The 19,299-nt window shown below is 70.7% G+C and carries 18 protein-coding genes and 1 pseudogene; 12 read left to right on the top strand and 7 right to left on the bottom strand.

Annotation, left to right across the window (positions count from 1 at the left end; all coding sequences use genetic code 11):
• The first annotated feature begins 54 nt into the window (after nucleotides 1–54).
• Nucleotides 55–903, top strand: coding sequence for an MBL fold metallo-hydrolase (locus B8W67_RS07285; protein WP_085303217.1), 849 nt, complete (start codon nucleotides 55–57; stop codon nucleotides 901–903).
• On the opposite strand, the gene B8W67_RS07280 is transcribed toward B8W67_RS07285, so the two are convergent.
• A complete protein-coding gene (locus B8W67_RS07280; RefSeq protein WP_085303215.1) occupies nucleotides 870–1,250 on the bottom strand; it encodes a hypothetical protein in 381 nt (126 codons plus the stop codon). The genes B8W67_RS07285 and B8W67_RS07280 overlap by 34 nt on opposite strands.
• Nucleotides 1,251–1,270: 20 nt before the next feature.
• Here B8W67_RS07280 and B8W67_RS07275 point away from each other — a divergent pair, with 20 nt between their 5' ends.
• Nucleotides 1,271–2,305, top strand: coding sequence for an aldo/keto reductase family protein (locus tag B8W67_RS07275; RefSeq protein WP_234806692.1), 1,035 nt, complete (start codon nucleotides 1,271–1,273; stop codon nucleotides 2,303–2,305).
• A gap of 3 nt (nucleotides 2,306–2,308) precedes the next feature.
• Here the strand turns inward: B8W67_RS07275 and B8W67_RS07270 are convergent, their stop codons facing one another.
• Nucleotides 2,309–3,154, bottom strand: a complete 846-nt coding sequence (locus B8W67_RS07270; RefSeq protein ID WP_085303211.1) for a class I SAM-dependent methyltransferase — start codon at nucleotides 3,152–3,154, stop codon at nucleotides 2,309–2,311.
• Nucleotides 3,155–3,307: 153 nt separating this feature from the next.
• On the opposite strand from B8W67_RS07270, the gene B8W67_RS07265 reads away from it, so the two are divergent.
• Complete coding sequence (locus B8W67_RS07265; RefSeq protein WP_085303209.1) at nucleotides 3,308–4,180, top strand: type IV toxin-antitoxin system AbiEi family antitoxin; 873 nt, start codon at nucleotides 3,308–3,310, stop codon at nucleotides 4,178–4,180.
• Between the two features lie 174 nt (nucleotides 4,181–4,354).
• Here the strand turns inward: B8W67_RS07265 and B8W67_RS07260 are convergent, their stop codons facing one another.
• Complete coding sequence (locus B8W67_RS07260; RefSeq protein ID WP_234806690.1) at nucleotides 4,355–5,317, bottom strand: DUF8017 domain-containing protein; 963 nt, start codon at nucleotides 5,315–5,317, stop codon at nucleotides 4,355–4,357.
• 38 nt (nucleotides 5,318–5,355) lie between these two features.
• Nucleotides 5,356–7,068: an N-acyl-D-amino-acid deacylase family protein gene (locus tag B8W67_RS07255; RefSeq protein WP_069390534.1), complete on the bottom strand. Its 1,713-nt coding sequence runs from the start codon at nucleotides 7,066–7,068 to the stop codon at nucleotides 5,356–5,358.
• 43 nt (nucleotides 7,069–7,111) lie between these two features.
• On the opposite strand from B8W67_RS07255, the gene B8W67_RS07250 reads away from it, so the two are divergent.
• Both B8W67_RS07250 and B8W67_RS07245 read left to right on the top strand, forming a co-directional pair.
• On the top strand, nucleotides 7,112–8,251 hold the full coding sequence (locus tag B8W67_RS07250; protein ID WP_085303208.1) for a site-2 protease family protein: 1,140 nt from the start codon (nucleotides 7,112–7,114) through the stop codon (nucleotides 8,249–8,251).
• A 136-nt stretch (nucleotides 8,252–8,387) separates the two neighbouring features.
• Complete coding sequence (locus B8W67_RS07245) at nucleotides 8,388–9,089, top strand: GAF and ANTAR domain-containing protein (RefSeq protein ID WP_085303206.1); 702 nt, start codon at nucleotides 8,388–8,390, stop codon at nucleotides 9,087–9,089.
• A gap of 6 nt (nucleotides 9,090–9,095) precedes the next feature.
• Here B8W67_RS07245 and B8W67_RS07240 read toward each other — a convergent pair whose 3' ends face one another.
• Both B8W67_RS07240 and B8W67_RS07235 read right to left on the bottom strand, forming a co-directional pair.
• Nucleotides 9,096–9,470, bottom strand: coding sequence for a nitroreductase/quinone reductase family protein (locus B8W67_RS07240; protein WP_085303204.1), 375 nt, complete (start codon nucleotides 9,468–9,470; stop codon nucleotides 9,096–9,098).
• A gap of 37 nt (nucleotides 9,471–9,507) precedes the next feature.
• Nucleotides 9,508–9,981: a DUF1772 domain-containing protein gene (locus B8W67_RS07235; protein WP_085303202.1), complete on the bottom strand. Its 474-nt coding sequence runs from the start codon at nucleotides 9,979–9,981 to the stop codon at nucleotides 9,508–9,510.
• A gap of 102 nt (nucleotides 9,982–10,083) precedes the next feature.
• On the opposite strand from B8W67_RS07235, the gene B8W67_RS07230 reads away from it, so the two are divergent.
• The 7 genes from B8W67_RS07230 to nirD all read left to right on the top strand — a co-directional run bounded on the left by B8W67_RS07230 (nucleotide 10,084) and on the right by nirD (nucleotide 17,224).
• Complete coding sequence (locus B8W67_RS07230; RefSeq protein ID WP_085303200.1) at nucleotides 10,084–10,662, top strand: TetR/AcrR family transcriptional regulator; 579 nt, start codon at nucleotides 10,084–10,086, stop codon at nucleotides 10,660–10,662.
• A 36-nt stretch (nucleotides 10,663–10,698) separates the two neighbouring features.
• A complete protein-coding gene (locus tag B8W67_RS07225; protein ID WP_085303267.1) occupies nucleotides 10,699–11,094 on the top strand; it encodes a tautomerase family protein in 396 nt (131 codons plus the stop codon).
• 29 nt (nucleotides 11,095–11,123) lie between these two features.
• Nucleotides 11,124–11,654, top strand: coding sequence for a mycothiol transferase (locus B8W67_RS07220; RefSeq protein ID WP_085303198.1), 531 nt, complete (start codon nucleotides 11,124–11,126; stop codon nucleotides 11,652–11,654).
• A 62-nt stretch (nucleotides 11,655–11,716) separates the two neighbouring features.
• Nucleotides 11,717–13,234, top strand: coding sequence for an aldehyde dehydrogenase family protein (locus B8W67_RS07215; RefSeq protein ID WP_085303196.1), 1,518 nt, complete (start codon nucleotides 11,717–11,719; stop codon nucleotides 13,232–13,234).
• Nucleotides 13,234–14,076: a hypothetical protein gene (locus tag B8W67_RS07210; RefSeq protein ID WP_085303195.1), complete on the top strand. Its 843-nt coding sequence runs from the start codon at nucleotides 13,234–13,236 to the stop codon at nucleotides 14,074–14,076. The genes B8W67_RS07215 and B8W67_RS07210 overlap by 1 nt, the downstream gene beginning before the upstream one ends.
• A 179-nt stretch (nucleotides 14,077–14,255) precedes the next feature.
• Nucleotides 14,256–16,850, top strand: a complete 2,595-nt coding sequence (gene nirB, locus B8W67_RS07205) for a nitrite reductase large subunit NirB (RefSeq protein WP_085303193.1) — start codon at nucleotides 14,256–14,258, stop codon at nucleotides 16,848–16,850.
• Complete coding sequence (gene nirD / locus B8W67_RS07200) at nucleotides 16,850–17,224, top strand: nitrite reductase small subunit NirD (protein ID WP_085303192.1); 375 nt, start codon at nucleotides 16,850–16,852, stop codon at nucleotides 17,222–17,224. Before nirB ends, nirD begins: the two co-directional genes overlap by 1 nt.
• 24 nt (nucleotides 17,225–17,248) lie before the next feature.
• On the opposite strand, the pseudogene B8W67_RS07195 reads toward nirD, so the two are convergent.
• Nucleotides 17,249–19,282 (bottom strand): annotated as a pseudogene (locus B8W67_RS07195) (prolyl oligopeptidase family serine peptidase).
• Between the last annotated feature and the right edge of the window lie 17 nt (nucleotides 19,283–19,299).

The raw sequence follows: 19,299 nt of genomic DNA, 5'->3' as shown, positions 1-19,299 counted from the left end.
CTGGCATTTTCGCGAAATCGCGTGCATAACCTACACACTCAGCGAGGGGGATCGATGGAGATCCTGCTGCTGGGCACCGGAAGCGCCGACGGCTGGCCCAACCCGTTCTGTGACTGCGGATCCTGCGCGGCCGCCGCGGCGGCGGGCGAGATCCGCGGGCAGACCGCCGCGCTGCTCGACGACGTGCTGCTGATCGACTGCGGCACCGACGTGCCGCGCGCGGCGGCGCGCCACCGCGCCCCGCTGGCCGGGGTGCGCCACCTGCTGATCACCCACGCCCACTTCGACCACATCGGGCCGGGCGCGCTGCTGATGCGGCACTGGACGCAGACCACCGAGCCGCTGCACGTGTGGGGCCCGCCCAGCGCGCTGGCGCAGTGCCGACCCTGGGTGGAAGAGACCAACCCGATCCGGTTCCATCCGCTGGCGCCCGGTGACAGCGTCGAGCTGGACGGCTACCGGGTGGCGGCGCTGCAAGCCGACCACGCCCGCGAATTCGGCGGGGAGGCGCTGCTCTATGACGTCGCGGCCATCAGCGACATCACCGACGGCACCGCCGCCGGACGCATCCTGTGGGCCACCGACACCGGCCCGCTGCCGGCGGTGACGCTGCAGGCGGTGCGCGACGCCGCCTACGACGCGGTGTTCTTGGAGGAGACGTTCGGCACGTTCACCGACCACGGGACCCAGCACCACGACCTGCCGGCGTTCGCCGCGACCGTCGAGGCGTTGCGCCGCCGCGGCGCGGTGGTCGAGGGCACCGACGTCGTCGCCGTACACCTCGGGCACCACAACCCGCCGGATCTGGCGGCGCGGCTGGCGGCCTGCGGCGCGCGGGCCGGCGTCGACGGCGAGACCGTCAAGGCCGGTCAGGGCCCGGCGACGAAGTCCACGCAGTCGTAGGCGGGGCTGCAGGTGGCCGGCGGGGAGTCCTCGGTCGCCGGCCGGTGCAGCACCGCCCGGGCGGGCCGCACCACCAGCGGGTCGATGCTCTCGGCGTGGCCGTCGACGATCAGTGAATACCCGCCGGTGACCCGCGGCGGCCACAGCAGCGTGACATCGCGGTGCGCCTCGACGTTGGTGCGGGTGTGCCGGCCGATCGGCCCGACGTGCAGCAGCGCCCCGTCGAAGGTCGGCGCCACGGTGGCGGTATGGGCGCGGTGCTGATCGCTGACGCTGATCACGTACGCGTAGTCGTGGTCCGCCAGTGCCGATGCCAGCCGGTCGAGATCTACTTTCTTTGCGGCCATGGCTGAAGGATAGCCGCGCGATGAGTCAGGATGGGGGCATGGACTTTCGCTACCTCGGCAACTCCGGTCTGCAGATCTCCGAGATCACCTACGGCAACTGGCTCACCCACGGCTCGCAGGTGGAGAACGACGTCGCCACCGCCTGTGTGCACGCCGCCCTCGATGCGGGGATCACCACCTTCGACACCGCCGACGTGTACGCCAACGGGCGCGCAGAGGAGGTGCTGGGCGCCGCGCTGGCCGGCCAGCGCCGCGAATCGCTGGAGATCTTCACCAAGGTGTACTGGCCGACCGGCCCGGAACCGATGGGCAAGAACGACACCGGGCTGTCACGCAAACACATCATGGAGAGCATCGACGCGTCGCTGCGCCGGCTGGGCACCGACTACGTCGACCTGTACCAGGCGCACCGCTATGACCTGTTCACCCCGCTGGAGGAGACGATGGGCGCGTTCGCCGACATCGTGCGTGCCGGCAAGGCCCTCTACATCGGGGTCAGCGAGTGGAGCCCCGAACAGATCCGCGCCGGGCACGCGCTCGCCCGGCAGTTGGGCATCTCGCTGATCTCCAGCCAGCCGCAGTACTCGATGCTGTGGCGGGTGATCGAACCGGAGGTGGTGCCGACCTGCCGGGACCTGGGGATCAGCCAGATCGTGTGGTCGCCGATGGCCCAGGGGGTGCTCTCCGGCAAGTACCGCCCCGGTCAGCCGCCGCCGGCCGGGTCGCGCGCCACCGACGAGAAGGGCGGGGCGGCGATGATCAAACACTTCCTTTCCGACGACACCCTCACCAAGGTGGCGGGTCTGCACCCCATCGCCGAGGAACTGGGACTGTCGATGGCGCAACTGGCGATCGCCTGGGTGCTGCAGAACGACAACGTGGCCGCCGCCCTGGTCGGTGCGTCGCGACCCGAGCAGGTCGCCGAGAACGTCAAGGCGGCCGGGGTGGCCATCCCCGCCGACGCGATGACCCGCATCGACGAGGTGCTCGGCGACGCGGTCAACGCCGACGGCAAACAGGTGGCCCGCTCCACGCCGGCCAAACGGCTGCTGTAGCGCTCAGGCGCGGCAGAGCACCTCGGCGTGCAGCACCGCCAGCCAGCCGTCGGGATGGTCGGCCCAGCGGCGCCAGGCGGTGGAGATCGCTTGCAGCTTGGTGTGATCGGCGGTGCCGTCGGCCAGCAGCTGGTCGGCCAGCGCCGAATGCAGGATCCGGTCGGCCCACATGCCGCCCCAGTACTCCCGGTCGTCGACGGTGGCGAAACACCAGCTGTCGGTGGAGGCGGTGACGTCGACGAACCCGGCGGCGTGCGCCCAGGCCAGCAGGTGCCGTCCCGCGTCCGGTTCGCCGTGGTTGGCGCGGGCGGCCGCGCTGTAGAGCCGCAGCCAGTCGTCGAGCTCCGGGTCGGCCGGATACCAGGTGAAGGTGGCGTAGTCGCTGTCGCGCACCGCGACCAGTCCGCCGGGGGCGCAGACCCGCCGCATCTCGGTCAGCGCGGTGACGGGGTCGGCGACGTGCTGCAGCACCTGGTGGGCGTGCACCACGTCGAAGGTGTCGTCGGCGAACGGCAGCGCGTGCACGTCGGCGGTGGTGAACGTCAGGTTGTGCTGCCGGCAGCTGCGGGCATGGTCGCGGGCCAGCTCCAGCGCCGCTGTGGTCGGTTCCACGGCGTCGACGTGGCCGACGCGGCCCGCGAGGTCCACGGTGATCGTGCCCGGGCCGCATCCGACGTCGAGCAGACGCTGATCGGGGCGCAGCCACGGCAGCAGATACGCCGCCGAGTTCTCCGCGGTGCGCCAGCGGTGCCCGCGCAGCACCGACTCGTGGTGACCGTGGGTGTATCTCGGCGCGCTCACCGCGATGACCCTACGCCGGGCGTGCGCCGGGCGCGCCGCGCCGGGCATAGGCGCCTCAGCCGGCTTCCGTGTGCCGTTTCGTCCGCGACACGCCGCGATGAGCGGACCATTTCGCACACGGACCGCATCTGCCGGCGCAAGTCTGTGGATAACTGCCGCCACCTGACGGCGATGTCGCTGCGAGGCGGTCATTCTGCCGGTATGGAGCTGGTGGAGTGGCCGTTTCGAGCCGACGAGGCGCTGCGCGCCCAGCGCCTCACTCGCCGGGAACTGCGCCGTTTCTTCACCGGCGTCTACCCCGGGGTGTGGATACCGCGGGGCGTCGAGCTGACCCCACGCCAGCGGGCCTGCGCCGCCTGGCTGTGGTCGCGGCGCTGCGGCGTTCTCGCGGGGTTGTCGGCGGCGGCGATGTTGGACACCAAATGGATCGACGCCGGCCTGCCGGCTGAGCTGATCCACACCAACCGCCGACCACCGCCGCTGCTCACCGTGCACACCGACCGGCTCACCCCGGAGGAGACTCGGGAGGTCGCGGGCATCCCGGTGACGACACCGGCCCGCACGGCCTTCGATCTGGGCCGACGCCTGCCGCTGATCGACGGGGTGCAACGCCTTGACGCGTTGATCAACGCCACCGACCTGAAGGTGCCTGACGTCGCCGCGCTCGCGACCGTCCATCCCCGCGTGCCGGGGCTGCGCCGGCTGGCGGCCACGTTGGCGCTGGTCGACGGCGGAGCCGAGTCACCGTATGAGTCGATGACCCGACTGATGTTGGTGCGTGCCGGGTTTCCCCGGCCGCAGACTCAGATCAAGGTGTGCGACGCCTTCGGGCAGGTGATCGCCCGCATCGACCTGGGCTGGCGCGAATGGCAGGTCGGCGTCGACTTCGACGGCCGCCACCACTGGACGAGTGCCAGGCAGCGAGCGTGGGACGCCGAACGTTATTCGCTGCTGGGCGAATTCGGCTGGACGGATATCCGACTGACCAGTTGGACGCTGCACCGCGCACCGGAGGTGTTTCTGCGCCGGGTGGGCGAGGCGCTGATCGCCCGCGGCTGCCCGAAAACCTGGTAGCGCAAGCACCGACCGTGTGCGAAATGGTCCGCCCGCAGCGGCGTGTCGCGGACGACACCGCACACGGCTGCGGCGACCCGGGGGCGGCCCGGCCCGGCCCGGCGGCGGCCCAGCCCCCGCGGCGGCCCGGCCCGCGGCGGCCACACCCCCGCGGCGGCCCGGCGCGACGATCGCTCAGCCGGCGAAGCGCAGCGTGGCGACCAACTGCTCCCCGAGGCCCGGGTCGGGGTCGCCCTGCCCGCCCTGCATGATCGACGCGACGAACATCACCGGGCCCTCCTCGCTGGGCACCGTGGTGGCGACCATGACGTGCAGCGCGCTCGGCGAACCGGCGCAGCCGGGGGCGATTCCGGTGACGGTCGCATCGATCTCCACCGCCGGGGTGTCGCCGATGGTGAAGTGTCGCGGCTCGCTCAACGACACCGTCGGCACGACGTCCTCGTCGGTGTAGATGTCGGCGACCAGAGCGGTCTCCTTGCGCACCGCGTCGTCGATGTCACTGGCGTTGGCCGCGCCCGGAACGCCGGTCACCGCGTGGCTTTCGGACTCGCAACGGTCATCCTCGAGTTCGGCCGCACCACTCATCATCCGGATCGGGCAGTAGCCGAACGGGCCGTCATCGCACTCCTTCTCCCAGCCGACCAGGGTGCTGCACGACAACACCCGCCACTGCGGGGGCACGTCGTAGACGATCTTCCGCGGCGAGGTCACCGTCGACCAGCCCGCCGGGGTCGCCGGTCCCGGACCGTTGGCCGACTCGTTGCAGGTGTCCGACAACGGGGTCGGGGCCGTGGTGCTGGTCGGGGCGGTGCTGGTGGTCGTCGGGGTGCTCGACGTCGTTGTGGCCGGGGGAGCCGCCGACGCGGGCGTCGTCGAGGTCGGCGCGGCGGTGGTGGTGTGCGAGTCCGACAGCGACGACCAGGCCAAAATGCCGACGAACGCCACAGCGGCGACCAGCACCACGACGCCGGAGACGATCAGCGCGGTGTGGCTGCCGGGCCGGCGCGGCGGGGGCGGCGGCTGCGCCGGGCCGTAGCCGCCGATGTAGGGCACCGACTGATACTCCGGATACGGCTGCACGGGCCCGTCGGAGTACTCCGGGTACGGCAACTCCGGGGGGTAGGGCGGGTAGGACATGGGTGCTCCTGACGTCGGCCCACATCCTAGAACGGGGCTCAGCGCCGGCCGCGCACCAATCGCCCGGGCCGCGCGGCGGTGGGCACGCCGTTCTCGGCGATCACCTCACCGGCGACGATCGTGGCGACGTAGCCGTCGGCGGTCTGGTCGAGACGGCGACCGCCGCCGGGCAGGTCGTAGGTGATCACCGGTTTGTGCAGCCGCAGCCCCGCGTGGTCGATGACGTTGAGATCGGCCTTGTAGCCGACGGCGATCCGTCCCCGGTCACCCAGCCCGGCCACGCCCGCGGGCACCGAAGTGAGCTCCCGGATCGCTTGGGGCACACCGATACGTCCCGACGCCCGGTCCCGTGCCCAGTGGGTGAGCAGATAGGTGGGGAAGCTGGAGTCGCAGATCATGCCGTAGTGGGCCCCGCCGTCGCCGAGGCCGAGGACGACGTCGTCGCGGCGCAGCAACTCGCCCACGGTGTCCAGTGATCCGCCCTCGAAATTCGCCAACGCGCCCAACAGGATCGCGTGCCCGTCGTCGTCGAGGACCCGGTCGTAGGCCTCCTCCACCGGGGAGACGCCACGGGCGGCGGCGCGCGCGGCGATGCTGTTGGCGGGGTCCGGCTCGTAGTTCGCATCCTCGCCCAGCGGGAAGATCCAGTCCCAGGCCTGCGCCATGTACAGGATCGGGTTGGCCGGCACCGTGGTCGCAGAGTCGGACAGAATGCGTTGGCGCACCTCGGGTTTGCGCATCTCGGCGACCCGCTGGTCCAGCGGCAGGTCCGCGATCTGCTGATAGCTCGGGTACAGAACGAACGGGTTGGCGGTCAACTCCAGCCCGATCATCAACCCGATCGGACGGGGGAACACCTGGGCGGTCACCTGCCCGCCGGCGGAGTTGGCCTGCTCGATCATCTCGACCGCCTCCGGCCACAGCGGTTCTCCGCTGTTCAACGCGATCAGCGTGAACGTCACCGGCAGGCTCGCATCCGCGGCCGCGTTGAACACCTGCTGCAGCACCGGCTGGAAACCGCCGGCCGGCAGATCCGGCACGAACTGGATCAACCCGCCTCCGCCGGCGGCGACCCCGCGGGCGATCTCGGTCAGCTCCCGCTCGGCCGCGGCGAAGCTGGGGATCTGCTCACCGCCCTCGGTGCGGTGGGTGGCCAGCCGCGACGACGCGAACCCCAGCGCCCCGGCGCGCACCGCCTCGGTGGCCAGCGCCCGCATCCGGGCCAGGTCCTCGGCGGTGGCCGGTTCGCGCTCGACTCCGCGGCGGCCCATCACGTAGACCCGCAACGGCGAATGCGGCAGGTACACGCCCACGTCGATGTCGCGGCGCCCGGCGTCGAGGGCGTCGAGGTACTGCGGGAACGTCTCCCACGTCCACGGCAGCCCGTCGGTCATCACCACCCCGGGGATGTCCTCCACCCCGGCCATCACGTCGACGAGCACGTCGTGGTCCTCGGTGCGGCACGGCGCGAAGCCCACACCGCAGTTGCCCATCACTGCGGTGGTCACCCCGTGCGCCGACGACGGGTTGAGCCGATCCGACCAGATCGCCTGCCCGTCGTAATGCGTGTGCAGGTCGACGAAGCCCGGGGTGACCAGCAATCCGGTCGCGTCGATCTCGCGGACCCCCGAGCCGCCCACCGCGCCGACCGCGGCGATCACCCCGTCACGCACCGCCACATCCCCGACATACGGGTCCCCGCCCAGCCCGTCGACGATGGTGCCGTTGCGCAGAATCAGGTCGTAGCTCATGGTTCTAACCTACGGTTGGGGTGCGGGTCCGGAAAGGGCGCTGATGAAAACGACGGTGAAGCTCGGCCGGGTCGCCGGGGTGGCGGTCGGGGTGCACTGGAGTGTGCTGGCGATCGTGGTGCTGCTGGTCGCCGGGCTCACGGCCCAACTGCCCGACATCGCCCCCGGCTATCCGGCCGCGGCGTATGTGTCCGCCGCCGTGCTGGCCGCGCTGTTGTTCGTCGCGTCGCTTCTGGGCCACGAATTGGCGCACGCGGTGGTGGCGCGGCGCAACGGCGTCGCGGTCGACGGGATCACGCTGTGGCTGCTCGGCGGGGTGGCCCGGTTGCGCGGTGAGGCACCCACCCCCGGGGCGGACTTCCGGATCTCGGCGGTGGGTCCGGCGAGCAGCCTGCTGATCGCCGCCGGCTGCTACGGGCTGGCCCGGTTGGCGGCGCTCACCGACGCGGGCTCGCTGGTGGTGGCCGTGCCCACCTACCTCGCGGTGATCAACGTGGTGCTGGCGGTGTTCAACACCATCCCGGCGGCCCCGCTCGACGGCGGCCGGATCCTGCGCTCGGCGATCTGGGCGTGGCGCGGCGACCGTTCCACCGCGACCGTGGTGGCCGCGCGCGCCGGACGCATCTTCGGGTTCACGCTGATCGCGCTGGGGATCCTGCAGGCGCTCGGCGGGGCCGGGCTCAACGGGCTGTGGTGGGTGCTGCTGGGGCTGTTCGTGGTGACGATGGCCAACGCCGAGGAGCAGCAGGCCCGCACCACCACCGCGCTGGCCGGGGTGCGGGTGCGCGACGTGATGACCGCCGACCCCGAAACCCTCGACGAGGGAAACGTCAGCGTCGCCGAGTTCGTGCAGTACACCGCGCTGGGGCGGCGGCACTCCAGCTTCCCGCTGCTCGACCACGGCCGGCTGGCCGGCCTGGTCACGTTCAACCGTGTCCGGGCGGTCCCCGCCGACCGGCGCGCCACCACCACGTTGCGCGACATCGCCTGCCCACCGGAGCAGATCCCCACCGCGCACCCCGACGAGGCGCTCACCGCGCTGCTGGGAAGGCTGTCGTCGGCCACCGACGGGCGCGCCCTGGTGCTGGCCGACGGTGTGCTGGTCGGCATCGTTTCGCCCAGCGACATCAGCCGCGCGGTGGCCCTCGGCGGACTCGGCGCCCGCTTCGACGACGGAGCGTGAGGCATGAACTCCGCACACGGCGGGTACGCACGGGGCAGGCGGGGCGGAAGTCCGGGCTTGCGCGTCGCCTAGCCCTTGGCCGTCAAGACGCTGGCGGTCGGGGGCGCCCCAGGGCGGCAGGGATTACCGTTGAGCGATGAACGCGACGCCCTCGCGGTCGGATCTGGCTGCCGTCCTGGGGAATTTCGCCATCGAGATGCAGGGCCGCAGTGACACCGAGACCACCCTGCAGGCCATCGTCGCCGGGGCGCTGTCGATCGTGCCCGGCGCGCGATGGTCGGGGATCTCGATGATCGAGGGCCGCACCGTCACCTCCCGGGTGCCCAGCGCCGACCTGGTCGCCGAACTCGACCAGGCGCAGACCCGGCTCGGCGAGGGCCCGTGCCTGAGCGCGTTGGGCGAGCAGCGCACCGTGCTGATCGCCGACACCGCCACCGAGACCCGCTGGCCGCGGTTCACCCGGCTGGCCGCCCGGCGCGGCGTGGGCAGCGTGCTGTCGTTTCAGCTGCGGGTACGCCACGAGAACCTCGGCGCGTTGAATCTCTACGGCGCCGTGGCGGGGGCGTTCACCGACGAGTCGATCGCGGCGGGGGAGATCGTGGCCCAGCACGCCTCGGTCGCGCTCTGCGGGGCGGTGTCGGAATCACAGTTGCAGACCGCGCTGGCCAGCCGTGACGTGATCGGCCAGGCCAAGGGCATCCTGATGGCCCGCGAACGGCTGTCGGGTCTGCAGGCCTTCCAGTTGCTGCTGCGCACCTCCCAGCACACCAACATCAAACTCGTCGACATCGCGCGGTGGATCGTCGATGACCACGAAACGCGACTGCCCGACCGCTGAGGACCGTCATCCCGTCGCGCTGAGGGTCACCACCACCTGCACCCGGCCGTCGGCGTAGCGCTCGGCCACCCCATGACCGGGGTGGTCGACACCGTCGAGACGCAGGCTCAGCGGCGCCCCGGGGCCGGTGAAATTGCGCCACCACGTCTTCGCCTCCGGAAGATTCACCCCGACCACGACGGTGTCCCCGGTGCGCCGGTAGGCCACCGGGATCGTGACCGTGCGCCCGGAGCGCCGGCCGGTGTAGGTCAACCGGGTGATGGTGCGATCAAGCACGCCGCCGAACCGGGAGTTGCCCACGGCCATCACCGGGGCGTTGAGCAGCGGGGCCGCGCGCATCAGGGCGCGGCCGAGGGCGTGCGGGCGTCGTGGGGTACTCATCGTGGTCCTCTCCTCAGGGTGTCAGGGTGTCAGGGGGTCAGGGCAGTGTCAGGGCCAGGCACAGCGCCGCCAGCGCCACACCCTGCAGGCTTGCCCGCAGGGCGATGACCCGATCCCAGGCGGTCTGGAGTTGCCGCGCCCGCCCGGGGCGACATCCCCGGGTGGCGGCCGCGATCAGGTCCCGATTGATCGGCGCGCTGACGCGCTGGTACACCAGCAGCCACCCCAGCAGCACCGCCAGCGCGATCCCGGCGGCCGCTGCCGGTGCCCACCGCCCGGCACCGCCGGCCAAGGCGGCGGCGGTGCCCGCGCCCACCCCGCCGAGGATCCCGAAGACCGGCATCCGTCGATCGCCGTAGGCGTGCATGAACCCGGTGGCCGCGGCCAGTGGCCCGTCGTCGAGGTGAGCCCAGGCCGGTCGCATCACCACCGCGCAGAACATGTCGGTGCCGAAGAGCACCGATACCCCGAGGATCGCCACCAGGGCGGCGATCTGCGCCGGTTCGACCATCGACCACCTCCAAGCGTCGCTAGAATTTCTAGCAATGCTAGACGCTGGTGGGGGCGGTGGCAATAGCGCCGCTATCGTTTCTAGCGCCGCTATAGTCCGGGGGTGGCCGAGGACCGTCGAACCCGCGAGCGGCGAGCCCGGCGACGGTTGATCGTCGCCGCGGCGCGCCGCCTCGCCGAGTGCGACGGCTGGGACGCGGTCACCACCCGGCGGCTCTCGACGGCGGTGGAGTACAGCCAACCGGTGCTGTACACGCATTTCGCCGGCATGGACGAGGTGGTGGCGGCCGTCGCCGTCGACGGGTTCGCCGAGCTCACCGCCGCGTTGCGCGCCGCGCGTCGCGGCCCGGGCGGCGCCGGTGCGGCGCTGCGCCGGCTCGCCCACGCCTACTGCGACTTCGCCCGGCAGAACGCGGCGCTGTACGAGGCGATGTTCATCCGCTCGTCGCTGTTGCGCTTCGCCGCCGCCGAGACGCCCGAACCGGTCACGTCCGCCTACGCGGAACTGCGCGCGGTGGTCGCCGCGGTCGCCGACGGCCGCGACGTCGACACCTTCGCCGAGGTGGTGTGGGCGGGTCTGCACGGGCTGGTCACGCTCGACCGGGACCAACGGTTGCGTCCGCAGTACCGCGCCGCGCGCCTCGAGATGTTGCTCGGCGTGCTCGGCGGCGCCGACGGGTGAGCGGCGCCGCGGGCGCCGGTGTGTGAGGATCGCACCATGCCGAACACCGTGATCGAGGTCCGCCGCACCTACAGCCGAGACGACGAGATCGCCCTCATCGACGCCGTGCACGACGCGCTGGTCGACGCGTTCGAGATCCCGGCCGACAACCGTTGCCTGCGCCTGATCGTGCATGAACCGCACCGGTTCGCCACCGCGCCGAACCTCACCGACCCGGAGCGCTACACGCTGGTGACGATCGACTGTTTCGCCGGCCGCTCGGTGCAGGCCAAACGCAACCTCTATCGCGGCATCGTCGAACGCCTTGGCGCGCTGGGCATCCCCGCCGATCACGTCGCAATCGTGGTGCGGGAGAACACCACCGAGAATTTCGGGATCCGGGGTGGTCAGGCGGCCTGCGACGTCGACCTGGAATATCCGGTCACGATCTGAGCGGCGCGCCACCGGCGTAGATTCGGACTATGACCCAAACCGCCAGCGACCGCGACACCCTGCGCGCCCTGCTGCGCGACGCCTTCACCCGGCTCATCGAGCACGCCGAGGCCCTCACCGACGGCCTGAGTGCACCGGTGGCCGCCTACCGGCCCACCGCCGAGGCCAACAGCATCGCCTGGCTGCTGTGGCACTCCGCGCGTGTCCAGGACATCCAGGTCGCCGACATCGCCGGCGTGGACCAGGCCTGGGGCCGATGGGTGGGGCGCTTCGGGCTGGACCTCGACGCCAACGACACCGGCTACGGCCACACCCCCGAGCAGGTCGCCAAGGTGCACCCGCCGGCCGAGCTGCTCGTCGGCTACTACCGCGACGTCCACGAGCTCACCGTCGACTACCTGCGCCGGCTCGACGCCGAGGAGTTGAACCGGGTGGTCGACACCGGCTGGGATCCGCCGGTGACCGCCGCGGTGCGCCTGGTCAGCGTCATCGACGACTGCGCCCAGCACCTGGGGCAGGCCGCCTATCTGCGCGGCATCGCCCCCGACGCGACCACCTGATCGATTTGACAGGTGTCGAGGGTGTGGTTACCCGGATCACACTTGGTGACTAGCATGGGCCTATGACTGCGACTTCCGACGTTCAGACGCCCAACACCGGCACCATCCTCAACCCGGCCACCGGCGATGTTGCCGGTCAGGTGCAGTGGACCGATCCCACCCAGGTTCCCGCGATCGCCGACGGGCTGCGCAGCGCGCAACGCGAATGGGAGCAGCGCGGCGCCAAGGGCCGCGCCAAAGCCCTGGCGCGCTTCGCGGTGTGGCTCGGCGACCACCGCGACGAGATCGAAGACCTGCTGATCGCCGAGACCGGCAAGAGCAAAACCGACGCGGTGCAAGAGGTGCCGCTGCTGATCCTGATCCTGTCGTACGTCATCAAGACCATGGAGAAGGCGCTGGCCCCGGAGCGCCGTCCGGCACCGATGGCGATGCTGGCGATCAAGAAGATCAGCGTGCACTACCGGCCGCGGCCGGTCGTGGGCATCATCGCCCCGTGGAACTACCCGGTCGCCAACGCGATGATGGACGCCATCGGCGCGCTGGCGGCCGGTTGTGCGGTGCTGCTCAAACCGTCCGAGCGCACCCCGCTGACCGCCGAGTTGCTGCGCCGCGGCTGGCTGGAGTCCGGTGGCCCCGACGTGCTGGCACTGGCCCAGGGGGCCCGGGAGGTCTCCGAGGCGGTCATCGACAACGCCGACTACGTGCAGTTCACCGGCTCCAGCGCCACCGGTGTCAAGGTGATGGAGCGCGCCGCCCGCCGGCTGACCCCGGTCAGCCTGGAGCTGGGCGGCAAGGACCCGATGATCGTGTTGGAGGACGCCGACATCGACCTGGCCGCGCACGCCGCGGTGTGGGGCGCGATGTTCAACGCCGGGCAGACGTGCGTGTCGGTGGAGCGCGTCTACGTGCTCGAACCGGTCTACGACCAGTTCGTCGAGGCCGTCGTGCGCGACGTCAAGGAGCTGCAGGTCGGCGCCGGGGAGGGCAAGCACTTCGGCGCGCTGATCAACGAGGACCAACTGGCGATCACCGAACGCCACGTCCGCGACGCGCTCGCGGCCGGGGCCCGCGCGCTGACCGGCGGCAAGCGCACCGAGGGGAAGGGCAGCTTCTACCCGCCGACCGTGCTCGTCGACGTCGACCACTCGATGGCCTGCATGACCGAGGAGACCTTCGGTCCCACCCTGCCGATCATGAAGGTCGCCACCGTGGAGGAGGCGATCCGGCTGGCCAACGCCAGCACCTACGGCCTGAGTGCCTCGGTGTTCTCCCGCGACACCGCGCGGGCCCGCGACATCGCCCTGCAACTGGAGTGCGGCGCGGTCAACATCAACGACGTCATCTCCAACCTGATGTGCACCACCGCCCCGATGGGCGGCTGGAAGACCTCCGGGATCGGCGCCCGCTTCGGCGGCGCCGACGGCATCCGCAAGTTCTGCCGGCAGGAGACCGTCGTCACCCCGCGCACCAACGTCGGGGCGGGCGGCAACTACTACCACAACTCGATGAAGGCGCTGGCCCGGATGAACCGGATGATGACCAAGTCGGCATTGTCCCGCCCGCGCCGCACCGCCAAATAGTGCGGCTTGCCGCGACCCTGCTGTTGTGGCTGATCGCCACCGCCGCCCTGGCGGTGGCCGTGCCCGCCGGCTGGGCGCAGCGCCACCTCGTCGACGCCGGCGGCTACGCCGACCTCGCGCAGCGCGCCGCCACCGATCCGGCGCTGCAGGACGCGGTCGCCTCGCAGCTGAGCACCCAGGCGATGGTGCTGATCACCGAGAACGGCGGCAGTGCCGACAGCGCGCTGGTGGAGGGTGTGGCCGCCGGGTACACCCGCGGGCCGCAGTTCCCCGCCCAGTTCGCCCACCTCAACTCCGAGGCGCACCGCTGGGCGTTCACCGACACCGCCGAGGGCGACGAGTTCACCGTCGACCTCGCCCCGATGCTCAACGACGCCGGCTTCCGGCACTTCCTCGACCAGCACGACGTCACGGTGCCCGACACCGTGACGGTGCCGGTCGCCGCCGTACCCGCCGAGGCCCAGTGGCTGCGAGCCGGCCGACTGCACCCGCTGACGCTGTGGGGTCCGGTAGTCAGCCTCGGCGCGGCGGTGCTCGCCGCGGCCGGAGCCCTCGGGGCACTGGCGGTGGCGCGACGGCGCGGCAAGGCCCTGGCCGCCCTCGGGGTGTCGGCGCTGCTGGTGGGAGCGGCCGGCTGGGCCGGCATCGAAGTGGGCCGCCGGTTCGTCGCCACCGCGCTGAACACCACCGCCGGTGACGTGCGGCGCATCGCCGACGTGCTGGTCGACACGGCCGTCACCGGGCTGCATCAGTGGCTGAACCTGACCCTGGCCGCCGGTGGCGCACTGGTGATCATCGGGGTGTTCGCCGCCATCCTCGGCGGGATGCGCCATCGCGGCTGACCCGATACGGAGTGGCTCACATCCCGGTGACGGAATCGGTTACGTCACAACCCGAGTCGGTCCGAATGCCCGAAGATGTGCCGTGAGTCACTCGTGGGCGCGGGTTTTCGCCCGTTTTCACAGCGCATCACCAAGTTGACGTTACGTGGCGGAAACGTGGCCTTCCTAGCGTTGATCGCATGGCCGCGACCGCAGCACACGACCGCACCGGGACCACCGGTGCGCCCCGTGACGTCGTGGTGGTCGGTCACGGCATGGTCGGGCACCGTTTCGTCGAAGCGCTGCGGGCCCGCGACACCGAAGCGCGGTGGCGCATCACCGTACTCGCCGAGGAATCCAACGCCGCCTACGACCGGGTGGCGCTGACCTCCTACACCGAGGGCTGGGATCGCGACCGGCTGGCCTTGCCCGGCAACGATTACGCCGGCGACGAGCGGGTGCGGCTGCTGCTGAGCACCCGGGTCTCGGCCATCGACCGCGTCGCCAAGACCGTCACCGCCGCCGACGGCGCCTGCCACCGCTACGACACCCTCGTGCTGGCCACCGGTTCCTCCGCGTTCGTCCCGCCGGTGCCGGGCCACGACCTGCCCGGCTGCCACGTCTACCGCACCCTCGATGACCTCGACGCCATCCGCGCCGACACCGAGGCCACCCTCGCGGGCGGTCACACCACCGCCGGGGTGGTGATCGGCGGCGGGCTGCTCGGCCTGGAGGCCGCCAACGCGCTGCGCGGGTTCGGGCTGCACACCCACATCGTGGAGAAGTCGCCGCGGCTGATGGCCGCCCAACTCGACGACGCCGGTGGGTCACTGTTGGGCAGCCTCATCGCCGACCTGGGCATCGAGGTGCACACCGGGGTGGGCACCGAGGCGATCACCGAGAAGACCTACCCCGACGGCGCCACCGCGTTGCAGGTCCGGCTGTCGGATTCGGAGACCATCGACGCCGGGCTGGTGATCTTCGCCGCCGGGGTGCGCCCCCGCGACGAACTGGCCGCCGCGGCAGGGGTGCAACTCGCCGAGCGCGGCGGCGTGCTCACCGACCTGTCCTGTGTCACCAACGACCCCGACATCTACGCGATCGGGGAGGTCGCGGCGATCGAGGGCCGTTGCTACGGGCTGGTCGGGCCGGGCTACGCCACCGCCGAAGTGGTGGTCGACCGGCTGCTCGAGGGGGCGGCGGAGTTCCCCGGCGCGGACATGTCGACCAAACTCAAGCTGCTCGGGGTCGACGTCGCCAGCTTCGGCGACGCACTCGGCTCCACCCCGAACTGTCTGCAGGTCGTCGTCAACGACCCGGTGAAACGCACCTACGCCAAACTGGTGCTCTCCGACGATGCCGCCACCCTGCTCGGCGGCATCCTGGTCGGTGACGCCTCGGCCTACGGGATGCTGCGCCCGATGATCGGCTCGACGCTGCCCGGCGACCCGATGAGCCTGATCACCCCGGCGGCCGCCGACGGTACGCCGGCACTCGGGGTTGGGGCACTGCCCGACGCCGCGCAGATCTGCTCCTGCAACAACGTCAGCAAGGGCGATCTGAAGTGCGCGATCGCCGACGGCTGCACCGACGTGGCGATGCTCAAAGACCGCACCAAGGCCGGAACCTCCTGCGGATCGTGCATCCCGCTGCTGAAGCAGATCCTGGAAGCCGAAGGGGTCGAGCAGTCGAAATCGTTGTGCGAGCACTTCCCCCAGTCGCGCGCGGAACTGTTCGAGATCATCTCGGCCACCGAGATCCGGACCTTCTCCGGGATGATCGAGCGCTTTGGCACCGGAAAGGGTTGCGACATATGCAAACCCACCGTCGCTTCTATCCTGGCGTCGACCGGAAGCGAGCACATCCTCGACGGTGAGCAGGCCTCGCTGCAGGATTCCAACGACCACTTTTTGGCCAACATCCAGCGCAACGGCACCTACTCGGTGGTGCCTCGTGTCCCGGGCGGGGACATCAAACCCGAACACCTCATCCTGATCGGCCAGATCGCCCAGGACTTCGGGCTCTACACCAAGATCACCGGTGGCCAGCGCATCGACCTGTTCGGTGCCCGAGTCGACCAGTTGCCCGCCATCTGGAAACGGTTGGTCGACGCCGGCATGGAATCCGGCCAGGCCTACGGCAAGTCGCTGCGCACCGTGAAAAGTTGTGTCGGCAGCGACTGGTGCCGCTACGGCCAGCAGGACTCGGTGCAGATGGCCATCGACCTGGAGTTGCGCTACCGAGGGCTGCGGGCCCCGCACAAGATCAAGATGGGCGTCTCCGGGTGCGCGCGCGAATGCGCCGAGGCGCGCGGCAAGGACGTCGGGGTGATCGCCACCGAGATCGGTTGGAACCTCTACGTCTGCGGCAACGGCGGCATGACACCCCGGCACGCCCAACTGTTGGCCAGTGATCTCGACGACGAGACGCTGGTTCGCTACATCGACCGGTTCCTGATGTTCTACATCCGCACCGCCGACCGGTTGCAGCGCACCGCGCCGTGGCTGGAAGAACTCGACGGTGGGCTGGAGCATCTGCGCGACGTCGTCTGCGACGACTCGCTGGGACTGGCCGCCGAATTCGAGGCCGCGATGGAGCGGCACGTCGAGGGCTACCAGTGCGAATGGAAAGGCGTGCTGGACGACCCCGACAAACTCTCCCGGTTCGTCTCGTTCGTCAACGCTCCTGACGCCGAGGACGAGACGGTGAGCTTCGTCGACCACAACGGGCGCAAGGTGCCCGCCCCGGTGGCCATCGGCATGCCGGGATTGCGATCTGAAAAGGAGGATCTGTGATGACTCTGCTGGACGACCGGACCGACCTGATCACCGACGCCGCCACGTGGACCCCGGCGTGCGCCTACGACCACCTGATTCCCGGCCGCGGGGTGGGCGTGTTGCTCGACGACGGCTCGCAGGCCGCCCTGTTCCGCCTCGACGACGGCACGCTGCGCGCCCTGGGCAACATCGACCCGTTCTCCGGGGCGGCGGTGCTCTCCCGCGGCCTGACCGGTGACCGCGGCGGGCGCGCCGTCGTGCTCTCCCCGATCAAAAAGCAGGCGTTCGCCCTCGACGACGGCGCCTGCCTCGACGACCCGGCTGTGGCCGTGCCGGTGTATGCCACCCGGATCGGCGCCGACGGCCAGGTGCTGGTGGGCCGCATCGGCTGAGCACTGCGGCCCGGCGCGGCGGGCTCAGTCGCTGCCGGTCAACGCCGCCCACAAAAACGAGTAACTCAACGCCACCTTGAACGCCGTCTGGGCGTTGTCGGCCGCCCCGGCGTGCCCGCCCTCGATGTTCTCGTAGTAGCGCACCCGGTGGCCGGCCGCCTCCAGCGCGGCGGTCATCTTGCGCGCATGCCCGGGATGTACCCGGTCATCGCGGGTGGAGCTGGTCATCAACAGCGCCGGGTAGTCCACGTCAGCTGAGATGTTGTGGTACGGCGAGTATCTCTTGATGAACTCCCAGTCGCTGGGGTTGTCGGGGTCGCCGTATTAGGCGACCCAGGACGCGCCCGCCAGCAGCCGGTGATAGCGGCTCATGTCCAGCAGCGGGACACTGCACACCAGCGCGCCGAACAGCTGTGGGTAGGCAGTCAACATGATGCCCATCAGCAGTCCGCCGTTGCTGCCGCCCTGGGCGCCGAGATGTTCGGCGGTGGTGATGCCGCGATCGGCGAGGTCGGCGGCGACCGCGGCGAAATCCTCGGCCACCCTGTGCCGGTTCTCCCGCATCGCCTGGGTGTGCCACAGCGGACCGTATTCGCCGCCGCCACGGATGTTGGCCAGCACATAGGTGCCGCCGCGTGCCAACCACAGCCGCCCCAGCACCCCGTCGTAGTCGGGGGTGCGGGCCACCTCGAAACCGCCGTATCCGCCGAGCAGGGTCGGCCCGCTCGCATCGGCCGGGCGCACCACGAAGTAGGGGACCGCGGTGCCGTCGGGCGAGGTGGCGAAGTGCTGGGTGACGCTGATGTCGTCGGCGTCGAAGAACGCCGGGGCGGACTTGATCTCGGTCAGCGGACCGCCGGCCGATCCGTGCAGAAGCCGCGACGGGCTGGTGAAACCTCTGTAGTCGAGGAAGATCTCGTTGTCGCTGGCGTCGGTGGCGTCGGCGGCGACGATCGACGCGGTGACGTTCGCCGGGATTTCCGAGACTGGAGTGGCAGTCCAGTCGCCGGGGGTGACGATCTGCACCCGGCTGGTCACGTCGTGCAACGTCACCAGGACCAGCGAATCGCGGGTCCACGCATAGTGGTGCAGCGCGGTGTGGTCGTCGGGGGTGAACACCACCTGCAATTCGGCCGTACCCGCAAGGAACTGATCGTAATCGGCCGCCAACAGCGACCCGGCGCGGTAACCCGCTGTGCCGGTGAGCCACTCGCTGCGCAATTCGATCAACAGCCACTGCCGGTGCACCGACACGGTGGCGTCGGTGGGGGCGTCGATGCGGATCAGCTCCGCGTCGCCGTTGTCCTCCTCCCGCAACTGGTAGACCTCGTCGTTGAAGAAGTCGATGGCGCGGCTGATGAAGGTGCGCTGGAAACCCGGTGTGCGATCTACCCGGGCGGCGACGGTGACATCGCCGGATGCACCGCTGAACACGGTTTGCGCCTCGGCCAACGGCTGACCCCGGCGCCAGCGCTTGACTATCCGCGGGTATCCCGAATCGGTCAGCGAGTCCGGTCCGAAATCGGTACCGACCAACACGGTATCCCGGTCGAGCCAGCTGAGATGACTTTTGGCCTCCGGCAGACGAAACCCGTCCGCGACGAACTCGCCGGTGGTCATGTCGAATTCGCGCACGATCGCCGCGTCCGATCCGCCGGCGGACAACGCCACCAAGGCCCGGGTGTGCTCCGGGGCGATCACGTCTGCGCCGGCCCACACCCAGTTGGTGTCGTCGCGTCGGCCCAACTCGTCGACGTCGATGAGCACCTCCCAGACGGGGTTGTCGCTGCGGTAGCTCTCCAACGTGGTGCGCCGCCACAGCCCCCGTGGGTTGGCGGCGTCGCGCCAGAAGTTGTACAGATGATCGCCGCGGCGCCGGACATACGGGATGCGGGCGTCGGTGTCGAGGACCTCCAGGGCGGCCGCCCGGCGGGCCTCGAACTCCTCGCCGGCGAACTCCGCGACCGTCGGCGCGTTGCGGGCGCGCACCCAGTCCAGGGCGTCCTCGCCGGTGATGTCTTCCAGCCACAGATACGGGTCGGTGCTCACAGGCCCCATTGTGACCGCAGCGGTAG

Origin of the sequence: Mycolicibacillus koreensis (assembly GCF_002104795.1) — a bacterium.
Lineage (GTDB): Bacteria > Actinomycetota > Actinomycetes > Mycobacteriales > Mycobacteriaceae > Mycobacterium > Mycobacterium koreense.
Note: the sequence above shows the minus strand (reverse complement) of the source record. Positions and strands in the feature narration are given on the sequence as shown.